The sequence below is a fragment of the Wolbachia endosymbiont (group B) of Melanostoma mellinum genome (genome assembly GCF_947251465.1).
Taxonomy (GTDB): domain Bacteria; phylum Pseudomonadota; class Alphaproteobacteria; order Rickettsiales; family Anaplasmataceae; genus Wolbachia.
Window position 1 is genome coordinate 519,254 of record NZ_OX366366.1, and the last position, 17,624, is coordinate 536,877.

General features: G+C 34.2%; 15 protein-coding genes and 2 pseudogenes. 7 read left to right on the forward strand and 10 right to left on the reverse strand.

Features of this window, described 5'->3' with window-relative positions:
* Positions 1-133: 133 nt before the first annotated feature.
* The gene (locus tag OPR42_RS02230) at positions 134-457 is read right to left on the reverse strand and encodes a hypothetical protein (protein ID WP_139686411.1); all 324 of its coding nucleotides are present in this window, start codon (positions 455-457) and stop codon (positions 134-136) included.
* A gap of 449 nt (positions 458-906) precedes the next feature.
* On the opposite strand from OPR42_RS02230, the gene OPR42_RS02235 reads away from it, so the two are divergent.
* The 3 genes from OPR42_RS02235 (at position 907) to OPR42_RS02245 (ending at position 2,948) form a co-directional block, all read left to right on the forward strand.
* The gene (locus tag OPR42_RS02235; RefSeq protein WP_039833309.1) at positions 907-1,860 is read left to right on the forward strand and encodes a D-alanine--D-alanine ligase; all 954 of its coding nucleotides are present in this window, start codon (positions 907-909) and stop codon (positions 1,858-1,860) included.
* Positions 1,841-2,599 (forward strand): cell division protein FtsQ/DivIB, encoded by a 759-nt coding sequence (locus OPR42_RS02240; protein WP_010401947.1) that lies wholly within the window; start codon positions 1,841-1,843, stop codon positions 2,597-2,599. Before OPR42_RS02235 ends, OPR42_RS02240 begins: the two co-directional genes overlap by 20 nt.
* A gap of 226 nt (positions 2,600-2,825) precedes the next feature.
* Positions 2,826-2,948, forward strand: coding sequence for a hypothetical protein (locus tag OPR42_RS02245; protein WP_264375462.1), 123 nt, complete (start codon positions 2,826-2,828; stop codon positions 2,946-2,948).
* Positions 2,949-3,071: 123 nt separating this feature from the next.
* Here the strand turns inward: OPR42_RS02245 and OPR42_RS02250 are convergent, their stop codons facing one another.
* Positions 3,072-4,094: an IS110 family RNA-guided transposase gene (locus OPR42_RS02250; protein WP_264375440.1), complete on the reverse strand. Its 1,023-nt coding sequence runs from the start codon at positions 4,092-4,094 to the stop codon at positions 3,072-3,074.
* A 219-nt stretch (positions 4,095-4,313) separates the two neighbouring features.
* Here OPR42_RS02250 and OPR42_RS02255 point away from each other — a divergent pair.
* Positions 4,314-4,849: pseudogene (locus tag OPR42_RS02255) on the forward strand (transposase); the annotation flags it as partial.
* Positions 4,850-4,930: 81 nt separating this feature from the next.
* Positions 4,931-5,742, forward strand: a pseudogene (locus tag OPR42_RS02260) (IS630 family transposase).
* 50 nt (positions 5,743-5,792) lie between these two features.
* Here the strand turns inward: OPR42_RS02260 and OPR42_RS02265 are convergent.
* The 3 genes from OPR42_RS02265 to ppdK all read right to left on the reverse strand — a co-directional run bounded on the left by OPR42_RS02265 (position 5,793) and on the right by ppdK (position 11,294).
* On the reverse strand, positions 5,793-6,827 hold the full coding sequence (locus tag OPR42_RS02265; RefSeq protein ID WP_264375907.1) for an efflux RND transporter periplasmic adaptor subunit: 1,035 nt from the start codon (positions 6,825-6,827) through the stop codon (positions 5,793-5,795).
* Between the two features lie 257 nt (positions 6,828-7,084).
* Entirely contained in the window at positions 7,085-8,455 is a 1,371-nt protein-coding gene (locus OPR42_RS02270) for a hypothetical protein (protein WP_264375908.1), read from the reverse strand.
* Positions 8,456-8,639: 184 nt separating this feature from the next.
* Positions 8,640-11,294 (reverse strand): pyruvate, phosphate dikinase, encoded by a 2,655-nt coding sequence (ppdK, locus tag OPR42_RS02275; RefSeq protein ID WP_265042356.1) that lies wholly within the window; start codon positions 11,292-11,294, stop codon positions 8,640-8,642.
* Positions 11,295-11,841: 547 nt separating this feature from the next.
* Here ppdK and fabG point away from each other — a divergent pair.
* Together fabG and OPR42_RS02285 are read left to right on the forward strand one after the other, a co-directional pair.
* Positions 11,842-12,576 (forward strand): 3-oxoacyl-[acyl-carrier-protein] reductase, encoded by a 735-nt coding sequence (gene fabG / locus OPR42_RS02280; RefSeq protein ID WP_264375910.1) that lies wholly within the window; start codon positions 11,842-11,844, stop codon positions 12,574-12,576.
* Between the two features lie 95 nt (positions 12,577-12,671).
* Positions 12,672-13,007 (forward strand): TrbC/VirB2 family protein, encoded by a 336-nt coding sequence (locus tag OPR42_RS02285; protein ID WP_265041683.1) that lies wholly within the window; start codon positions 12,672-12,674, stop codon positions 13,005-13,007.
* A gap of 1 nt (position 13,008) precedes the next feature.
* On the opposite strand, the gene OPR42_RS02290 is transcribed toward OPR42_RS02285, so the two are convergent.
* From OPR42_RS02290 to atpH, 5 genes are all read right to left on the reverse strand, one after another.
* Positions 13,009-14,298, reverse strand: a complete 1,290-nt coding sequence (locus OPR42_RS02290) for a M48 family metalloprotease (protein ID WP_265041684.1) — start codon at positions 14,296-14,298, stop codon at positions 13,009-13,011.
* A 71-nt stretch (positions 14,299-14,369) separates the two neighbouring features.
* Positions 14,370-15,014, reverse strand: coding sequence for a 3,4-dihydroxy-2-butanone-4-phosphate synthase (gene ribB / locus OPR42_RS02295; protein WP_007302560.1), 645 nt, complete (start codon positions 15,012-15,014; stop codon positions 14,370-14,372).
* Between the two features lie 3 nt (positions 15,015-15,017).
* Positions 15,018-15,512, reverse strand: a complete 495-nt coding sequence (gene greA / locus OPR42_RS02300; RefSeq protein ID WP_007302559.1) for a transcription elongation factor GreA — start codon at positions 15,510-15,512, stop codon at positions 15,018-15,020.
* Positions 15,513-15,521: 9 nt separating this feature from the next.
* Complete coding sequence (gene atpA / locus OPR42_RS02305; RefSeq protein ID WP_007302558.1) at positions 15,522-17,063, reverse strand: F0F1 ATP synthase subunit alpha; 1,542 nt, start codon at positions 17,061-17,063, stop codon at positions 15,522-15,524.
* Positions 17,060-17,608, reverse strand: a complete 549-nt coding sequence (atpH, locus tag OPR42_RS02310; RefSeq protein ID WP_265041685.1) for an ATP synthase F1 subunit delta — start codon at positions 17,606-17,608, stop codon at positions 17,060-17,062. The genes atpA and atpH overlap by 4 nt, the downstream gene beginning before the upstream one ends.
* Positions 17,609-17,624: the final 16 nt, after the last annotated feature.

The following is a 17,624-nucleotide window of genomic DNA, read 5'->3' on the forward strand; positions in this document are numbered from 1 at the left end:
TCCACGGTAGCATTTATGTGTTAATAAAATTGTAATATTTATATTAGCATAATTACTTTTCAGATACGTTTATTACTTTATTGAAAAGTTCAGAATAAATAGAGAGTACAAAAGAAGCCTCACATCTTTTTGGTTAAATAGACATTGAATCGTAAATGTGCGTTTCATCAGAAAATATATCAGCAGATGATATATTACTATCAATATTGTCTGGTTTAAGTTCATTGTTCAGATTCTCGAAATCTTTTTGAATTGTTTCAATTGTCTTCTTTAAATTACCATACTCTCCCCATAACTTGGTATTGGTTAAATGAATATTATTGCTTAGATTCTTGAAATCTTCTTTAATTGTTTCAATTGTCTTCTTTGAGTTATAATGCGCTCCCCATAACGGTCCAGTGATTGATTTAATACAAACTTCACTTAATGAACATTGATTATTATCTTTTTCTGACATAATATTCTCCTTAATTAATATTATATTTAATATAGTATAAAAGTATTAATACTATATTAAATATGGAATCAAAAGTAAATAAAGCAATACAGGAACGTCTTACAGTTGATTCAGTGAATCTTGCACCATAGCTTTAAAGGGTTTAGAAGACTAAGAGTTGGCGATGTGTATTATACAGACACCAAAAACATGAAGTAACTATCGTTACAATAGGATATAGGGACACCATTTACGTTTGAAGGAAATATGTTTTGCAATAACCCTATTCTATAATGCAAAACCCAATGTATTACTTGCAATCTGGTGTCTGATCACAAAGGAACCAGTTTACATAAAACTACTTGCCACCTGCAAATTGCAATATCTGTACAGCTGTGGAATTTTTCAAAGCGTTTTTTCTATTGAAGATAAAAGTATCTTTTATATATGATATATAGCAAAATATTAGGGTGCTTATGGTTCCAACTATAGCAATTTTAAGTGGTGGATTTTCTTGCGAAAGAGAAATATCGCTTATGAGCGGAAAAGCAGTAAAGAAGGCGCTTGATAGCCTTTCATATAATGCAATAGAAATAGATGTTGATAGCAACATTGCTCAAAAGCTTAAAAAAACTAATCCCGCTCTTGCTTTTATTGCTCTACATGGACCTTATGGTGAAGATGGCTGTATTCAAGGTTTACTGGAGATTTTAGGTATAAAATATACACACTCAGAAGTTATGGCTTCGGCTGTTGCTATGAATAAAGTGATGTCAAAGCATATATTCCATTCTCTTAATATCGACACTCCAAGAGGTTATGTAATTAGTCGAGAAGATGTGCTAAAAAATAATATTAAAGTTGATTATCCGTACGTCTTAAAACCGATTAACGAAGGCTCAAGCATTGGAGTACACATGATTTTCTCACATGAGGATTACTTAGAGCTGAAAAATAACAGTTCTACTATAATGGAAAAGATGATCATAGAAGAATACATACCGGGTATAGAGTTACATACTGCTGTGTTGCTGAATGAAGCAATTGGCACTATGGAAATACGACCAAAAAATAAATTCTATGATTATGAAGCAAAGTATACAGATGGATTTGCAGAACATATATTTCCTGCTAAAATTCCTGACAACATATATAGAATGACCTTGGAACACGCACTAAAAGTTCATCAATTTTTAGGATGCAAAACTGTTTCCCGCTCAGACTTCCGTTATAATCCCCAAAATAACACTTTAAAAATGCTTGAGATTAATACACATCCTGGCTTTACTGAATTATCGTTAGTACCAGAAATTGCAAAATTGACAAAAGGAATTGATTTTAATGAATTAATTAAAATTATTGTCAAAGACAGTTTACACCACAAGAATATTAGAGATCAAGCCGATGTTGAACAATGTTACTAGAAGCCAAAGGAGTTTTTTGCGCAAGTGTGCTTTCATGATTATAACTGCACTTTTCCTTACACTAGTACTTTATAGTTCACTTGATAAAATAACAAATCGATTCAATTACTACTTTACTTGGTGTAACGATCGCTTATCGAGCTTATTAATTAGCAATGGATTTTCAATCGACAAAGTAACCGTTACTGGAAACAAATTTACAAATGAACAGGACATTCTAAGTTTAGTAGATAGAACACAACCTATCATGTATGTATCACTCTCAAAACTAACAGATAATATACAATCTGTAAGCGAATGGATAAAACATGTAAGAATTTATAGGATTTTACCCAACACCTTACGCATTGATGTAAATGAACACAAACCTTTTGCTCTTTGGAAAGATGATAACAGAACTTCAGTAATTGACTCTGAAGGTAAAGTAATCGTAGATGATTACCAGATAGATAACCTCGTTATAATCAAAGGACAAAATTCGTTATCAAGCCTAAAATTCATTAAAGATATACTAGAGAGGAAAACTCAATTAAGTGATCATATTTCTTCTTGTGTTTATGTAGGCAATAGAAGATGGAATATCATACTCGATAACAGTGCCACAGTAAAATTGCCTGAAGATAATCCTTATAGCGCATGGGATTATTTAAGCCACTTGCAAAATACAACCGACTTTACTTTTAGCAATTGGAGCATAATTGATATGCGTGTTGCTGATAAGATCTTTGTGAAGAAGTGATCTGCTCGGTGCTCCTTTTCATTTCATGCAAGTAGCCCTTTCTCTGTCATACGAGTAGCTTAAAACTGGAATCCAGATTGCAAGTAATTGATTGGGTTGGGTGAGTATGGGTTTTGCATTATAGAAGGAAGCATTAACCATTACTAAACAAAAAGGGGAGTGTTAAATAAACTGTGTCAAACCGAGAAGTAAAGTAATAAATTGATAAAAAAATGGAGGTTTGACAATGAGTCAAGCAAACACAACTACCGGTTTGGTAGACTATAAAGAATTAGAAACAAATATCTTATCATCTATACGAGAAGGAAGATACCGTCTTGTCAGTCAACAAGAAAATTATAGAAATTGAATCTTAAGCTGTATTACGAAATCAAAAAATACTTTCTATCAACATATACACTAACCAACTACATTAAATAAATTTGTGTAAAATGCTATTTTACATAAGATAGAAAGTACGCATTTTTTGATTTTAAAGTACTAAATTCTCCTCCAACCGCTTTGCCCTGTAATTCTTGATATGGTCAGGATTAAAAGCACTTTTGGATTTTAGAACACCGAAAATGATATGGAGTAGCTTACGCATTGCAGCACCAACGATAGCCATATTATGCTTACCCTTTTCCTTTAATCTCTGGCAAAAACTAATAATGATAGGATTGTGATTCTTAGCTACTATAGCAGGAAAGAAAAGTGCTTTACGTAATGTTTGTGAACCGGATTTACTTAATCTGGGTTTGGCATATACAGAGGAACCTGACGTCATATTTCGTGGTATAACTCCTGTATATGCTGCCAATTGCCTGGCATCTCTAAAAACCTCTATGTCAGGAACTTCAGCTAAAATAGCTATTGCTGATTCTTCTCCTATTCCTGGAATAGTCAATAGAAGTTGAAAATTTTCCAACAATTCTTTATGTTGATTTAATAGTTCACGTACGGAGTTTTTTATTGTTTCTATTTTTTGAGCTATATTCATTGCAAGGTCTTCCCAAGCACTTGCAACTTCTTTAAGCAGTCTCTCTTTTTTTTCTAAGTGGTTATTTACTAATGTTAACTCATCTTTTAACGCAACTGAGCAACGATAAAGATGTTTTAATTTTTTCATTTCAGGAGAAGGTGGTGTCCAACTAGAAGGTTCCTGTCTTTGGCAATAATCAGCAATAACTTCTGCATCGGTCTGATCATTCTTTTGTCGTATCAGCTTACTCCTTGCATAAGATTTTATGCAATAAGGATTTACAACACTAACAGAATGTCCAGCGTTGTGCAGAAACTCAGCCAAAGCTTCGCTATAACAACCAGTAGCCTCCATGCAGGCTTTTACTTCTTCTACATTATGTTTTTGTAGAAAGCTAAGTAAACCTTGAAACCCAGAATCCTCGTTTTTAAAACTCCTTTTTCTAGTTTCACATCTTCCTTTTTTGCTTATGAACGAGAGAAAAACATCAAAGCGATCTTTCGATACATCTATACCTAAAAAGTTGTTGATCATATATAACCCCATGCGTTACCATTAAAAATGAAAAGTAAGGCTAGTCTTGTGAATACAGAATTAGAACCATTTAGGTTTTTCTACGATACCGTCCAGCCTGTACTCTTGAGAAGAGAACTCTTATCTACCTTACAGATTTTATATCTAAGACCACTGACAGAGTTCTTCTCTTCTCCATCTAATGCTTAAGCTTAAAACATTAGATGCTTTTTACAAGATACAAGACCATTGACGGAAAGAGATGGTGCATTAACGCCATTTGTAAAAAGGCTACTTGAAGCAAGCTTGGAGGGTGAAATAGAACATCATTTATCTACTGAAAGCGAAGAAAACAATCGTAGAAACGGAAGGAATGGAAAAACTTTGAAAACAAGTGCAGGTTCATTTGAACTATTGACACCAAGAGACAGAGAGGGAAGTTTTGAACCACAGATAGTGAAAAAAAGGCAAACAACAGAACTTGAAACAAAGATTTTGAGCATGTTTGCCAGCGGTATGGGATATAGAGACATAATGTCACACGTCGAAGAAATTTATGACCATAAAATATCTGCAGCAGAGATATCAAGTATTACTGACAAATTGTTACCGGTAATCAACGAATGGCGCAGTCGTCCGCTGCAATCTGTATATCCAATAGTGTTCATGGTTTTTTAAGGTCAAGGAGGACGGGCATTGTGTAAGCAAATGTATGTATAACATATTAGCAAAATGGCAGAAAAGAAGTTTTGGGTTTTTATTTGGCTGAAAGTGAAGTTCTGGTTGGGAGTACTATAGCCCTTCTCATAATAGTCCAAAAAGAGTAAGATATGGATTGATAGTAGTGGAAGGTAAGGATGCCAGTAGCATATAGTTATAAAAAAGCAATGGAAGCACTAGAAGAAGGAGAAAGCAGGGAAACGGTGGCAGCAAGATTTAAAATTGGAAGAAGTACGTTATGGGAGTGGCAGCAAAGAAGAAAAGAAACAGGAGATTTTCAGTCAAAAAAGCCTGGAAGCGTGGCATAAAATTACCGACTGGAATTCATTTGCCGAATTTGCAAATGAGCAAGGTGGCAAAACTCAGTCAGAGATGCTGGGGCAATATTAGTAGACAAACAATTCATCGAGCACTTAAAAATATAGGATTCACAAGAAAAAAAAGACCTACGGATATAAAGAAAGAAATGAAGAAAAGCGAGCTCAATTTTCAAAGGTTATAGCAACAAAAGAACCTAAAGAATTAGTGTATATAGATGAGTCTGGACACTGAACCTATGGGTATTGCCAGAAAGGACAGCGGTTTTATGCCCTAAAACCTGGGAAGAAAACTCAACGAATTAGCATGGTTGCAGCCTTAAGTGGAAGAAAAATAATTGCTCCGTTAACCTTTGAAGGCCACTGCAATATGGATATCTTTAATAAATGGTTTGAGCAGTTTCTGACACCTATTTTGGAACCTGGACAAACTGTTATCCTTGATAATGCTACTTTTCATAAGTCTAATAAGATTTGCTAAAGGAGTTGGTGCAGAAATTTTATATCTTCCTCCATATTCTCCAGATTTTAACAAAATTGAACATTATTGGTTTGCTATAAAAAACAGAACCAGGAAAAACATTCCTTTATTCAAATCTTTTCGTCATGCTGTCGATTCTTCTTTCTTATGACCTTTTTGGACTATTATGGGAAGGGCTATAACTGATACTGAAGTTATGTCTTAAACCTTATCACCAGGCTTAACAAATAGATGGCCCAATGTTATTAACTTTATAGGCTTATCTTCGTTATTTACCACCACCCAAACACCATCGTTTTCATGATCAACAATTTCTATTGGTGTAAATACTACATAATTATTGTCATCAACAATCTTTATTCCAAGAACACCATCGTCACTTAAGCTCAAGGCTGAAGAAGGAATTTTATATGCAAATTTTTCACCTGAAGGTAGGCTTACACTAGCAGTCAGTCCTTGCAAGGATATAATTTCATTATCAGTTACCTTGACCTCCACTCTATAAGATCCAGTTTTAGGCTCAGCAATTTTACTAATAAAACTCACTTCACCTACTAATTCCCTTCCGTCTAGCAAATTAATTTGCGCTGCACTACCCAGTTTTATTTTATTTACTTCATTTTCTGAAACATACAACACTACAAGAACCTGATCAAAATTAACTATGTCAGTTATCTTATGTCCAAGATTAACAAAATCCCCTTCATTTACGTTGATCTTATCTATATAACCATCAATAGGAGATTTAATCGCAGTGTTTTCTAAATCCAATTCTAGCCTTTTTAGGTCAGCTTTTGCACTCTGCAATGCAGTAAAAGCTGATTCCACTCTTATCTGTGCTCCATAGCCTTTTTTATTCAATTTTCGAGAGGAATCATACTCAATTTCACGCTGATTTAATAAAGCTTTGGCTTTCTCAACTTGTGCAACTCTGTCATAATCTTCTATCTTTAAAATTACATCGCCTCTTTTTACTTTTTCACCATCAGACAAATAAATAGCAATAACTTGACCACTTGTTCTTGAGACAAGGCTGACCCTATGCAAGGGATTTACCGTACCAGAAAAATTTAAATATACAGTGCGATTTTGTGGAGTATAATCCTGAGTTTTTACTGAAAAACTACTAATTGGATTATCACTATGAACCGCCTGATCTTTTTTTAAAAATGTACTGTTGATAAAAAACAGTAGAATAAGAGCAATACCAGAAACGATGATTACTTTGTTTCTCATCCTTAAACAGTAAAATTTATTGACCAATCTTGTTAGAAATAACTGCATAAGTTTTCGAATCAGAAGTGTAAGTATAACACAGCTATTGTCACTCTATAAATAGTTTTATATGAGCAAGTTTTCTTACAATAAATAAGTTTTTATTGCAAAAATGCAATTTTTAATCAAATAAAAAAGTTGTGCATAAAATTTCCATCATATTATATGATGAAAATAAGAATATTGTAACAAAACTAAATATATATTTAAACAGAGCTTTAGCCCATCACTAAACCAACACCCAATTGCTCAACACTATCAATTTTAATTTGTAAAGTGCCCTTTATAAATTTATTAGCCTGGTCTGTACTCATAAAAACTGTATGTTTATTGGGCATTAATTTTTCCATATCTGCTCTATTTTTTTTATCTTGCAAATGAGGTTCGCAAATATAGCTATACTTTTTAAAATCTAGAAGTTTAGCAAAGCCATCACGATCATTCTCATGGTGAAAAGCAACATTTATACCTACTATTTCGTCCGTTTCTTGCAGCTTTCCATCTTTATCTATTACCTGTGCCTTAGCAAGCGCAACTGTAGGCTTATGGCCATAATTTGCTCCAATAACCCTTCTTATTGAATGTTCTATTGCTATTTTTTGCACTTCAGGACTTTCATCAAACTCTTTCAAAAAATTAAGGTGTAAGTTAATATATTCAGAGTATTTCAATCTGTGTTTTTTATGTATAGTTGGTTTGTAGGACAGTTCATTTGTAGGTGACTTATAGTTTGCAAGAAGCAATTTTTGTTCATATTGCTCATTAAATTTCTTTATCTTTTCAAAATGTCTTTCATATTGAGTCAATCCATCTTTCCCTTTTTTCTCCATCCTTTTCAAGAATTCCTCTACTGGCTCTCGTTTGGCTAGATTAATTTTGCGTGTAAGCGGAATTTGTTTTTTCAAGCTAATCCAATATGGTAAGCAAACAACTTTCGCATCTTTCGAAAATAGACCTTCTAACTTTTTCACTGCATTGTATAAGTTTGCTGATTCTGGTTTATAATGCCCGCTATTATTGTCTATATAAGTTATTTTACCATTTACCACTTTCATTAAACCAGAACATAAAATCGGCTTACCGCCTGCAAGAGTTGAATGACGATAAGCCCATTCGCTTTTGTTAACATTAATATGTTCATGAGTTACTAATTTTCCATCAAGCGTGATAACATAAGCTACACAACCTTTTTTACCCTTACTAATTTTATCAGTTGTATCATATAATTTGCCCTCTAAGTTGTATAACTTAAGTTCCCCATCTTGCTCGCCAATAAATTTTCTTTGATCAAATTGTTCATCAGAGTTAAAATACTTAACCCTTGTATTAGTTCCAGGAATTTTTCTTCCTTCAACTCCAACTTCTGGAAACAAATTATATCGTGGAAAAAAATAAGTAAAATTATTCTCTATCCAATACAGAATCTTATTTATGATACCAAAAACTTTTCTATTACCTAAATCAATAGAGAGTTGCTGTTCCTTTGGTACTGCTAGATGATTGGACTTTGTACCAGACTTGCCAAATTCTTTGGCAGCATATTTAAACTTTTCTAGTAAATATTCCTTACGTTCTTTTGATATTGACATTTTTACCTCACTCACTATTATTTTATCCTATATTATTTTAGACAAAAAGTCAATCTTTCTTAAGATATTAAGAAAAGAAAAAGCAGCAGCAAAATAGCTAAACTGACTTAGATTTATCGACAATTTGAAAAATCATCATTCCGCTACTTGTTAGCGGAATCTATGTTCGCACAGTTAGTTATCGCTATTTACCCAACAAACTTATGCTAAGCTGTGCTGCCACTAATTTTGCAACCAGTACTCTATAAGGCGAGCATGACACATAATCAACCCCTGATTTGATGAAAAACTCTATGGACTGTGGATTCGCTCCATGCTCTCCACATATACCAAGTTTAATTTCTTTTCTGGTTTTTTTGCCCCTTTCGATAGCTATTCTGATTAATTCCCCTACCCCTTCGACATCTAGCACCTCAAAGGGATCGTTTTTGAATATGTTGCTTTCCTTATAAGAATCGAGAAAATTAACTGAATCATCTCGTGAAAGTCCCATAGTTGTTTGTGTTAAATCATTAGTGCCAAAACTAAAAAATTCTGCGTGTTTTGCGAGTTTGTCAGCAATAAGTGCTGCTCTTGGCAGTTCTATCATCGTTCCAATTGAATAGTTCACATCGAAATTTTCGGCTTCTTTCTTTATTAACTCGCATATCAGAATAAACTCTTTCTCACTCATGATAAAAGGAATCATGATTTCAGGTTTCACTTCTATCTTCTTTTCTTTCCTTAATTCACTTGCAGCACTGAGTATTGCCCTAATCTGCATTTTATATATTTCAGGATGAGAAATAGCAAGTCTACAACCTCGATGGCCAAGCATTGGATTTTTTTCTGATAACTGTGCTATTTTATTTTTTACTGATTCAACTGACTTATTCAGTGATTTGGCAATTTTCTCTATAATAGATTGATTGTGGGGCAAAAACTCATGTAGAGGTGGATCAAGTAAACGTATAGTAACCTCCCTGCCCTCCATAATAGAAAATATTTCTTTGAAATCAGACTTTTGCATTTCTTCGAGTTTATTTAATGCATTTGTCCTTTCATTTTCATCATCAGCTATTATCAACTTTTGAATGAATTCGATTCTATCACTAGCAAAAAACATATGTTCTGTGCGACATAATCCTATACCTTCTGAACCGAATTCTTTTGCAATTTTTGCATCTTTTGGAGTATCAGCATTCGCTCTCACCTTCACTGTTTTGATTTCATCTACCCAGTTAATTATCGTTTTGAATTCTTGAGATAATTCAGGCAAAATTGTAGGAAGAATACCAAGCATAACCTCTCCTGTTCCTCCATTGATGGTGATTGATTCACCTTTATTTACTTTTATATCCCCTATAGAAAGAAATTTTTCATCTTTATCAATATAAAGTCCATTTAGACTACAAATGCATGGTTTACCCATTCCACGAGTTACAACAGCGGCATGCGAGGTCATACCTCCTCGCGCTGTTACTATTCCACTTGCAGCATTCATTCCATTAATATCTTCAGGGCTCGTCTCTGATCTTACCAAAATTACTTTTTTACCCTGCTCTGCAGCTTTTTTAGCATCACTTGCACTGAATACTACATATCCAGAAGCAACACCTGGAGAAGCTGGCAGTCCTTTGCCTATTACTTCTTGATCGATTTTAACATCAAGAACTGGATGCAATAAATTGTCAAAAGTTTTTGGATCAATTCTCAATATTCCTTCCTCTTTTGTAATCACTCCTTCGTTTACCATATCAACTATTATGCGAATAGCAGCTTCGGCTGTGCGCTTGCCAGACCTAGTCTGCAAAATCCATAACTTACCGTCCTGTACAGTAAATTCGATATCCTGCATGTCCTTATTATGACTTTCAAGTTTTTCACATACCGCGCATAATTCTCGGTAGACACTTGGTAGCAACTTCTCCATGGTACTTTCTTGCTCCCCGTCAATTGGCATAGGAGTATAAACACCAGAAACCACATCCTCACCCTGAGCATTAACTAAAAACTCACCAAAAAGCTTTTTTTCTCCAGTTGAAGGATTACGTGTAAATATCACGCCGGTTGCAGAATTATCATTTAAATTACCAAAAACCATTGCTTGCACGTTGACCGCTGTTCCAAGGTTTTCAGGAATATTATGTATTCTTCTATAGGAAACAGCCCTATCATTTTTCCAAGAGGCAAATACTGCATTAACTGAGTTTAACAATTGCTCTTCAACGTTCTGCGGGAAATTTTTTCCTATTTTCTCACATACTATCTCTTTAAAATCATTAACAATTTTCTTTAAAACATTAACATCAAGATCAGCTAAGCTTTTTACTCCACTCTTTTGCTGCTCATTATCAATAACATCTTGAAATAGGTGATGATCAAGCTGTAGTACAACATTGGAGTACATCATGATGAAACGGCAGTAGCTATCGTAAGAAAAACGTTCGCCACTTTTTTTTGCAAGCCCAACAACGGTTTCATCATTTAGACCAACATTTAAAATAGTATCAAGCATGCCCGGCATTGAATTCACACTACCAGAGCGTATGGAAACTAATAAAGGATTATTTGAATCCCCGAATTTACAACCGATGTCACTTTCGAGCATCGCCATGTAGTTTTTTATCTCGTTACGTAGATCACAAGACAATTCATTATCTTGACAATAGGCCTGACAAACAGCAGTGGAAATTGTAAAACCAAGTGGAACAGGAATGCCAATGTTACACATCTCTGCCAGATTTGCTCCCTTCCCTCCTAGTAGATTTCTCATTGCTGCATTACCTTCACAGTTGCTTTGGCTAAAGTAATATATTAACTTTTCTTGCATTTTTTTCGGATTTTCACTAATAAACATACTATACATACTATTCTAATAAATTTGTCAGGCAGGAGTAATAAATTTTGTAAAATTCAGCACAATTAAATAGCCTCTTTTCCTTTCATTCTAGTGTCCCTATTGTCATTCAAGTATTCTTTCCTGTCATCTCAATGACCTCTATGATGTCATTCCTGTTGGAGTATGAATGTAGCCTTATCTCACACTCCTGTCATCCCAGTGCCCAGACACTGGGATCCAGAAGACTGATCAAGTAATAAGAACTAGTCACGCGCTGGCTCTCTTAAATTACTTTAGCTATAAGTGTTAAGAAATTTACCAGTCAAAAAAAGGCAAAAGAATCCACATGGTGCTGATTTTATTACTGTAATTGATAATGTGCTAACGCTTAAACGAAGCGTGTTTAGGCTGAATAGAAAAAAATAAAAAAAGGCATGCAGCCGCCATAATTTCGCCAATAAACACAAGATTTGTCAAGAATCTTCTATTAAATGAAAGTTATGAAAAAAATCTATTGCAAGTCTTTTAATATTCTGTTAAGAGCTGGGATAATATAAAAATTATCATGTTCGGATTAGAAGACAGGAAATTTCTGATTACTGGTGCATCAGGCGGAATAGGGCAGGCAATTGTAGAGGTTATGCATAAAGCCGGAGCAACTTTATGTATCTCTGGCACAAAAAAAGAAGTACTAGAAGAAGTTGCTAAAAAATATGAAAAAAACATTCATGTACTTCCTTGCGACTTATCAAATCCTGAAGAGGTAAATCAACTAATAAATAAAGCAAGTGAGTTGATGAAAGGCTTTGATGGGCTCATATGCAATGCAGGCATTACACAAGACAGTTTATTACTGAGAATGACAGATGAATCATGGCAAAAGGTGATTGATATTAATTTGAGCTCTACATTTACACTAAATAGAGAAGCATGCAGGAAATTAATTAAAAATAGCTGGGGAAGAATTATAAATGTTTCCTCAATAGTAGGTTTAACAGGCAATGCCGGGCAAGCAAATTATGCAGCTTCTAAAGCTGGGATAATAGCCATGAGTAAATCTATAGCAAAAGAAGTTGCAAGTCGCGGTGTAACAGTAAATTGCATTGCTCCTGGGTTTATAGATACTAAGATGACTGAAGTTTTAAATGAAAAACAAAAAGAAAAAATATTAGATAATATTCCAATGCAAAGAATGGGAACAGGGAAAGAAATAGCAGCAGGGGTATTGTTTTTAGCAAGCGACGAAGCAAGATATATAACGGGGCATGTGCTTAACATCAATGGTGGGCTATTTATGTAGCAACACTTATTTATGGACAAACTATGAGTTTTACCTTAAAATAAATATATATATAAATTTAGATTCACACTAGTTTATTACTTGGAGGCAAAACAATGAGCTATATAATAAAAAAATTTTTTAATGCTTTATGTATAGTGCTGTTTCTCTCTTTTTCAGATTACGCAAATGCTGCTACTGATATAGATGATACAACTGCCCAAGTAATATGCAATATTATTGGTTATATTTGGGGAATAGGTGGGCCACTTATGACTGTAGTCATAATAGGTGCAGCTTTGCTTGCAATATTTGGTAGAATGCCATGGCCAGCTCTCTTTGCCCTAGGTATGTTTTGTGGTGTATTTTTTGGTGCCAAAGCGATTATAATGAAAATTATACCCGATAGCATTAAACAAGGTAGTATGTTGAGCAAGTGTGGGGAAAAATAACTTAAAAATCAGGATATTTTTGTGTGTATTGTTCCTTCATGTCTTCAATCTGTAACAAATAATGACTGTCTTTCGGTAAAGTTTTAACAGCTACCTCAGCGTATTTCATAAATTTCTCTAAATCACCTTCAATACAAGCCTTCTTTGTCAAAGCAAAGTAATACATTGCCATATCAGCGCTACGTTTATATGCAATACTTAAATACTTCCAGACAAAAGCGTTATTTGCTTCTACGCTTGCAATCTGCTCCAGGTAAAAAATTGCCTTCTCTACGTCACCGTATAACAATAAAGTATGAGATAATGCAAGTTTCACTAAATAGTTATTCTTCTCAGATAAATATCTAAGTGATTCTTCATACATTTTTATTGCTTCACTTAAATTTCCAGCTTTGTATAACATCTCCGCTTTTAATTCATATAAATAAGGATCATTGCGTGACTCTTGAATCAATGAATTAACTTTAGTAATAGCCTCTTCTATCTTTCCTTGCCTATAGTGAATTACAGCATTTACATACTTAGAACTACCTTCATATTTATTAGATAACACATGAATAGGAGCAAAGAAAGAGTCTAGCTTTGCAACCATACGCTCAAACTTCAGCAATTTATCTGCAAGGATTGGTTTTATATTGTTTTTAACCTTATAATTCTGTACAGCAAATATACGCTTATCACTAAGTGGGTGAGTGCGGAAATACTCTTCAGTGTTTTCATGCTCAATACTCTTAAAATAGTCAAAAATCTCTTTCATACCTAAATTATCATAGCCAGATTCATCTAGGTATCTTAAAGCATAGCTATCTGCTACACTCTCTTGCTCTTGAGAATAGTTAAAAAACAACCTTGAACTAAGCGTTACACCACTAAGCAAGATTGCACTCGCAACCTGAGGGTTAATGACAATACTAGAAACTAATCCTACCATATAACTAATCATTGCTATTGATTGAAAATAACCTACAGCACTACTCATTTGTAATACATGACCAGCAGATATATGAGCAATTTCATGTGCTAATATACCAAGTAAGACATAAGGTTCAGTCGAATATTGTAAAAGCCCTAAATGAATGAAAATGCTATTATTGTTAATTACAAAAGCATTAATCGATCTATCATCAACTATAAAAACTTTTATTTTATCATTATCAATACCCGCAGCAGAAAATAAAGGTTGCGCTAGATCCTTAACTACCGCTTCCACTTCACTATCTCTAATAATACTAACAGAGTAAGCGCTATTACAGTATACGAAAAAAAATAGTAAAACAAAAAGCTTAGACATGGAAATTCCTTGTTTGTATAACTTTGAGGAATTTTATATTTTAACACTTAAACTATACGAATCTATAAACGCTAGTTTAAATTTTGAACGTAACTGATAAGTTTATCAATGGTAGTTAACTTAATATTATGTTGTTCAGCAAATTCAAGCAACTGGGGTAAGCGCATCATAGAGCCATCATCATTCACTAATTCACAAATAACTGCAGAATGATTACATCCCACTAACTTAGCTATCTCAACACTTGCTTCAGTATGACCAGCACGTTGCTCTACTCCACCCTCATGTGCAATCACAGGAAAAATATGACCGGGAGTTATAATGTCATCCTGAGTTCTATTTTTATCAATAGCAACATGTATAGTTTTTGTTCTATCCTCAGCTGAAACACCCGTAGTAATACCATAACGTGCATCAATTGATGTAGTAAAAGCAGTATGATTTTCACCAACATTTTTTTTTTCCATGAAACTAAGGCCTAACCTTTTCATGTGAACTTTAGTCATTGCTAAACAAACAATCCCTGTACCGTATCTAACCATAAAAGCCACATGTTCTGGCTCTAATTTCTCAGCTAATACAATCAGATCACCTTCATTCTCTCTGTTTTCATCGTCAACTAAAATGAATAATTTACCAGAACTAGCATCCCTCAATACATCTTCCACAGAAGAAATACCGGGTAGACTAATTGAAGGATAAGTTACTTGTACCATGATTTACTTAAACTCAATCTTAACTATTTTATACAATTTCTCTCCATTTGGCACTATCACTTCCACATACTCACCAACTTTTTTGCCAATTAAAGCACTACCTAGTGGTGAATCCGTAGAGATCAACTGCTTTGAAGCATCAGCTTCATACCCACCTACAATCTTATAAACATATTCTATTTCACTGTTATCATCACCGAGCATGCTTACCGTAACAGTTGCACCAAACATTACTGTATCACCAGACAAATTTTTTACTTCTATCACTTCTGCATGTGAAAGTTTACTCTCTACCTCAATTATGCGGCCTTCAATAAAACTTAATCTTTCCCGTGCTGCATGGTATTCTGCATTTTCAGATAAATCGCCTTGATCACGAGCATCAGAAATAGCCTGTATGATAGAAGGTTTTTCTTCCTTTAATTTCTCAAGTTCGACTTGCATACTCTCAAAACCTTCCCTTGTAATAGGAAACTTGTTAACAATGGATGAAGTCATAATCACCGCCTAAACGCAATTGAATTGAGTGACAAAATCACTCACAATACCAAGAATATCATCTTTTATATCATCATTCATGTCACCTGACAACTTTTTTAAAACTCCAGGGTGAACAGTTTGAAAATAATTGATAAGATCACACTCGAACCTATTGATGTTGCTCACCTGTACCTTATTTAATTGACCATACAGATTAGAAAAGATATACATAAGCAATACTTGCTCTTCTATTTGCATAGGTGAATACTGTTTTTGCTTTAATAATTCAATAAGGTATTTACCTTTGTTTAAGGACAATTGAACAGTAGCATCAAGATCAGAACCAAATTTAGCAAAGTCTTCCAGTTCTCTATATTGGGCCAAACTCAGCTTTATAGAACCAGCAACTTTTTTCACAGATTTCAATTGTGCAGCAGAGCCAACCCGAGAAACCGATAAACCTATATTCACTGCAGGGCGAAATCCTTTGTGAAATAATTCAGACTCAAGAAAAATTTGTCCATCGGTAATTGAAATCACATTAGTTGGAACATATGCAGATACATCACCAGCCTGAGTCTCAATAATCGGCAAAGCAGTCAAAGATCCCTGTCCTTTTTCATCAGACATTTTGGCAGCTCTTTCAAGCAAGCGAGAGTGTACATAGAATATATCTCCAGGATAAGCTTCACGACCAGGAGGACGTCTGAGCAATAAGGACATCTGCCTATATGCCACAGCATGCTTAGATAAATCATCATATACCACCAAGCAATGCATTCCATTATCACGGAAAAATTCTCCAATAGTGCAACCGGTATAAGGTGCTAAAAATTGCATAGGCGCGCAGTCAGATGCGCTAGCCACAACTACGGTTGTATACTCTAATGCTCCACTTTCTTTTAGCTTATTCACCACTTTTGCTACTGTCGAAATTTTTTGTCCAATAGCAACATAAACACAGTAAATTTTTTGATTTTCGTTTACCTCATCATTAATCTTCTTCTGATTGATAATAGTATCAATCGCAATAGTGGTTTTACCAATTTGTCTATCGCCAATAATTAATTCACGTTGCCCTCTACCTATAGGAATCAACAAATCTATAATTTTAATTCCTGTCTGCAGAGGTTCATGCACAGATTTACGGTCAATAATACCTGGCGCTTTAGATTCTATATACATTTTGTTCTTGGCTCTAATTTCTCCACCATCGTCTATAGGATCGCCTAATGCATTTACAACTCTCCCTAATAATTCATGACCTACAGGCACCTGTACAACATCACCACTACATTTTACAACGTCCCCTTCTTTTACATCACGGTCATTGCCAAGCACAACTATTCCAGCTGTATCATGATCTAAATCAAGAACTATTCCTTCTACACCGCTTGCAAAAGATACCTTTTCACCAAACTTTGCTTTTTCCAGCCCATAGACCAATGTGATACCATCCGTTACTGAAATTACTTCACCTATATTTTCTCGTTTTATAGGATTATCAAATGTCTCAACCTTCTCTTTTATTATGTTTACTACTTCAGAGGCATTTATGCTATTCTTCATATACAATTCCTTATTTTCAACATTTCCATTTTACTCAAATCAACCAATCTATCCAAATAACTCTTAAGCGAAGCATCAATCAAGTTAAAACCATACCTAACTACAAAGCCACCTAGTATAGAAGGATCAACCACATGACTGACTTTTATTATTTTACCAAGAAAGTTCAAAGATTCAGTAATTATTTTTATATCAGGTTCCTTTAAAACCTCTGCTGATTTTATAGTAATTTCCAATTCATTTTCACTTTCCCTTACAAGATTTAAGAATTTTTCTAATATAAGGATTAATAAACGGGAGCGCTTGTTTGCAAGTGTAACCATAATAAATTTGACTAAGTTTTCACTCAAGTTCTCCTTTATAGAAAGTATCGCTTCTTTTTTGTGCAAAAGAGAAACCATAGGATGAGATAGATACACAAAAACATCTTGATCTTTAAAAAAAGCTAACAAAAATTCTACTTCTTTTCTTATAATACCTAATCTGCTTCCTGAGACATGAAACAGTGCTCTAGCATAAGATGAAACTAAATTATTGTTTTTCATATTCAATTACCTGTTC

Bases quoted from the DNA above. Each gene is read 5' to 3' on its own strand.
- OPR42_RS02230 (WP_139686411.1), bottom strand. From the start codon at position 457: ATGTCAGAAAAAGATAATAATCAATGTTCATTAAGTGAAGTTTGTATT.
- OPR42_RS02240 (WP_010401947.1), top strand. From the start codon at position 1,841: ATGTTGAACAATGTTACTAGAAGCCAAAGGAGTTTTTTGCGCAAGTGT.
- OPR42_RS02245 (WP_264375462.1), top strand. From the start codon at position 2,826: ATGAGTCAAGCAAACACAACTACCGGTTTGGTAGACTATAAAGAATTA.
- OPR42_RS02250 (WP_264375440.1), bottom strand. From the start codon at position 4,094: ATGATCAACAACTTTTTAGGTATAGATGTATCGAAAGATCGCTTTGAT.
- OPR42_RS02265 (WP_264375907.1), bottom strand. From the start codon at position 6,827: ATGAGAAACAAAGTAATCATCGTTTCTGGTATTGCTCTTATTCTACTG.
- OPR42_RS02270 (WP_264375908.1), bottom strand. From the start codon at position 8,455: ATGTCAATATCAAAAGAACGTAAGGAATATTTACTAGAAAAGTTTAAA.
- ppdK (WP_265042356.1), bottom strand. From the start codon at position 11,294: ATGTTTATTAGTGAAAATCCGAAAAAAATGCAAGAAAAGTTAATATAT.
- fabG (WP_264375910.1), top strand. From the start codon at position 11,842: ATGTTCGGATTAGAAGACAGGAAATTTCTGATTACTGGTGCATCAGGC.
- OPR42_RS02285 (WP_265041683.1), top strand. From the start codon at position 12,672: ATGAGCTATATAATAAAAAAATTTTTTAATGCTTTATGTATAGTGCTG.
- OPR42_RS02290 (WP_265041684.1), bottom strand. From the start codon at position 14,298: ATGTCTAAGCTTTTTGTTTTACTATTTTTTTTCGTATACTGTAATAGC.
- ribB (WP_007302560.1), bottom strand. From the start codon at position 15,014: ATGGTACAAGTAACTTATCCTTCAATTAGTCTACCCGGTATTTCTTCT.
- greA (WP_007302559.1), bottom strand. From the start codon at position 15,512: ATGACTTCATCCATTGTTAACAAGTTTCCTATTACAAGGGAAGGTTTT.
- atpA (WP_007302558.1), bottom strand. From the start codon at position 17,063: ATGAAGAATAGCATAAATGCCTCTGAAGTAGTAAACATAATAAAAGAG.
- atpH (WP_265041685.1), bottom strand. From the start codon at position 17,608: ATGAAAAACAATAATTTAGTTTCATCTTATGCTAGAGCACTGTTTCAT.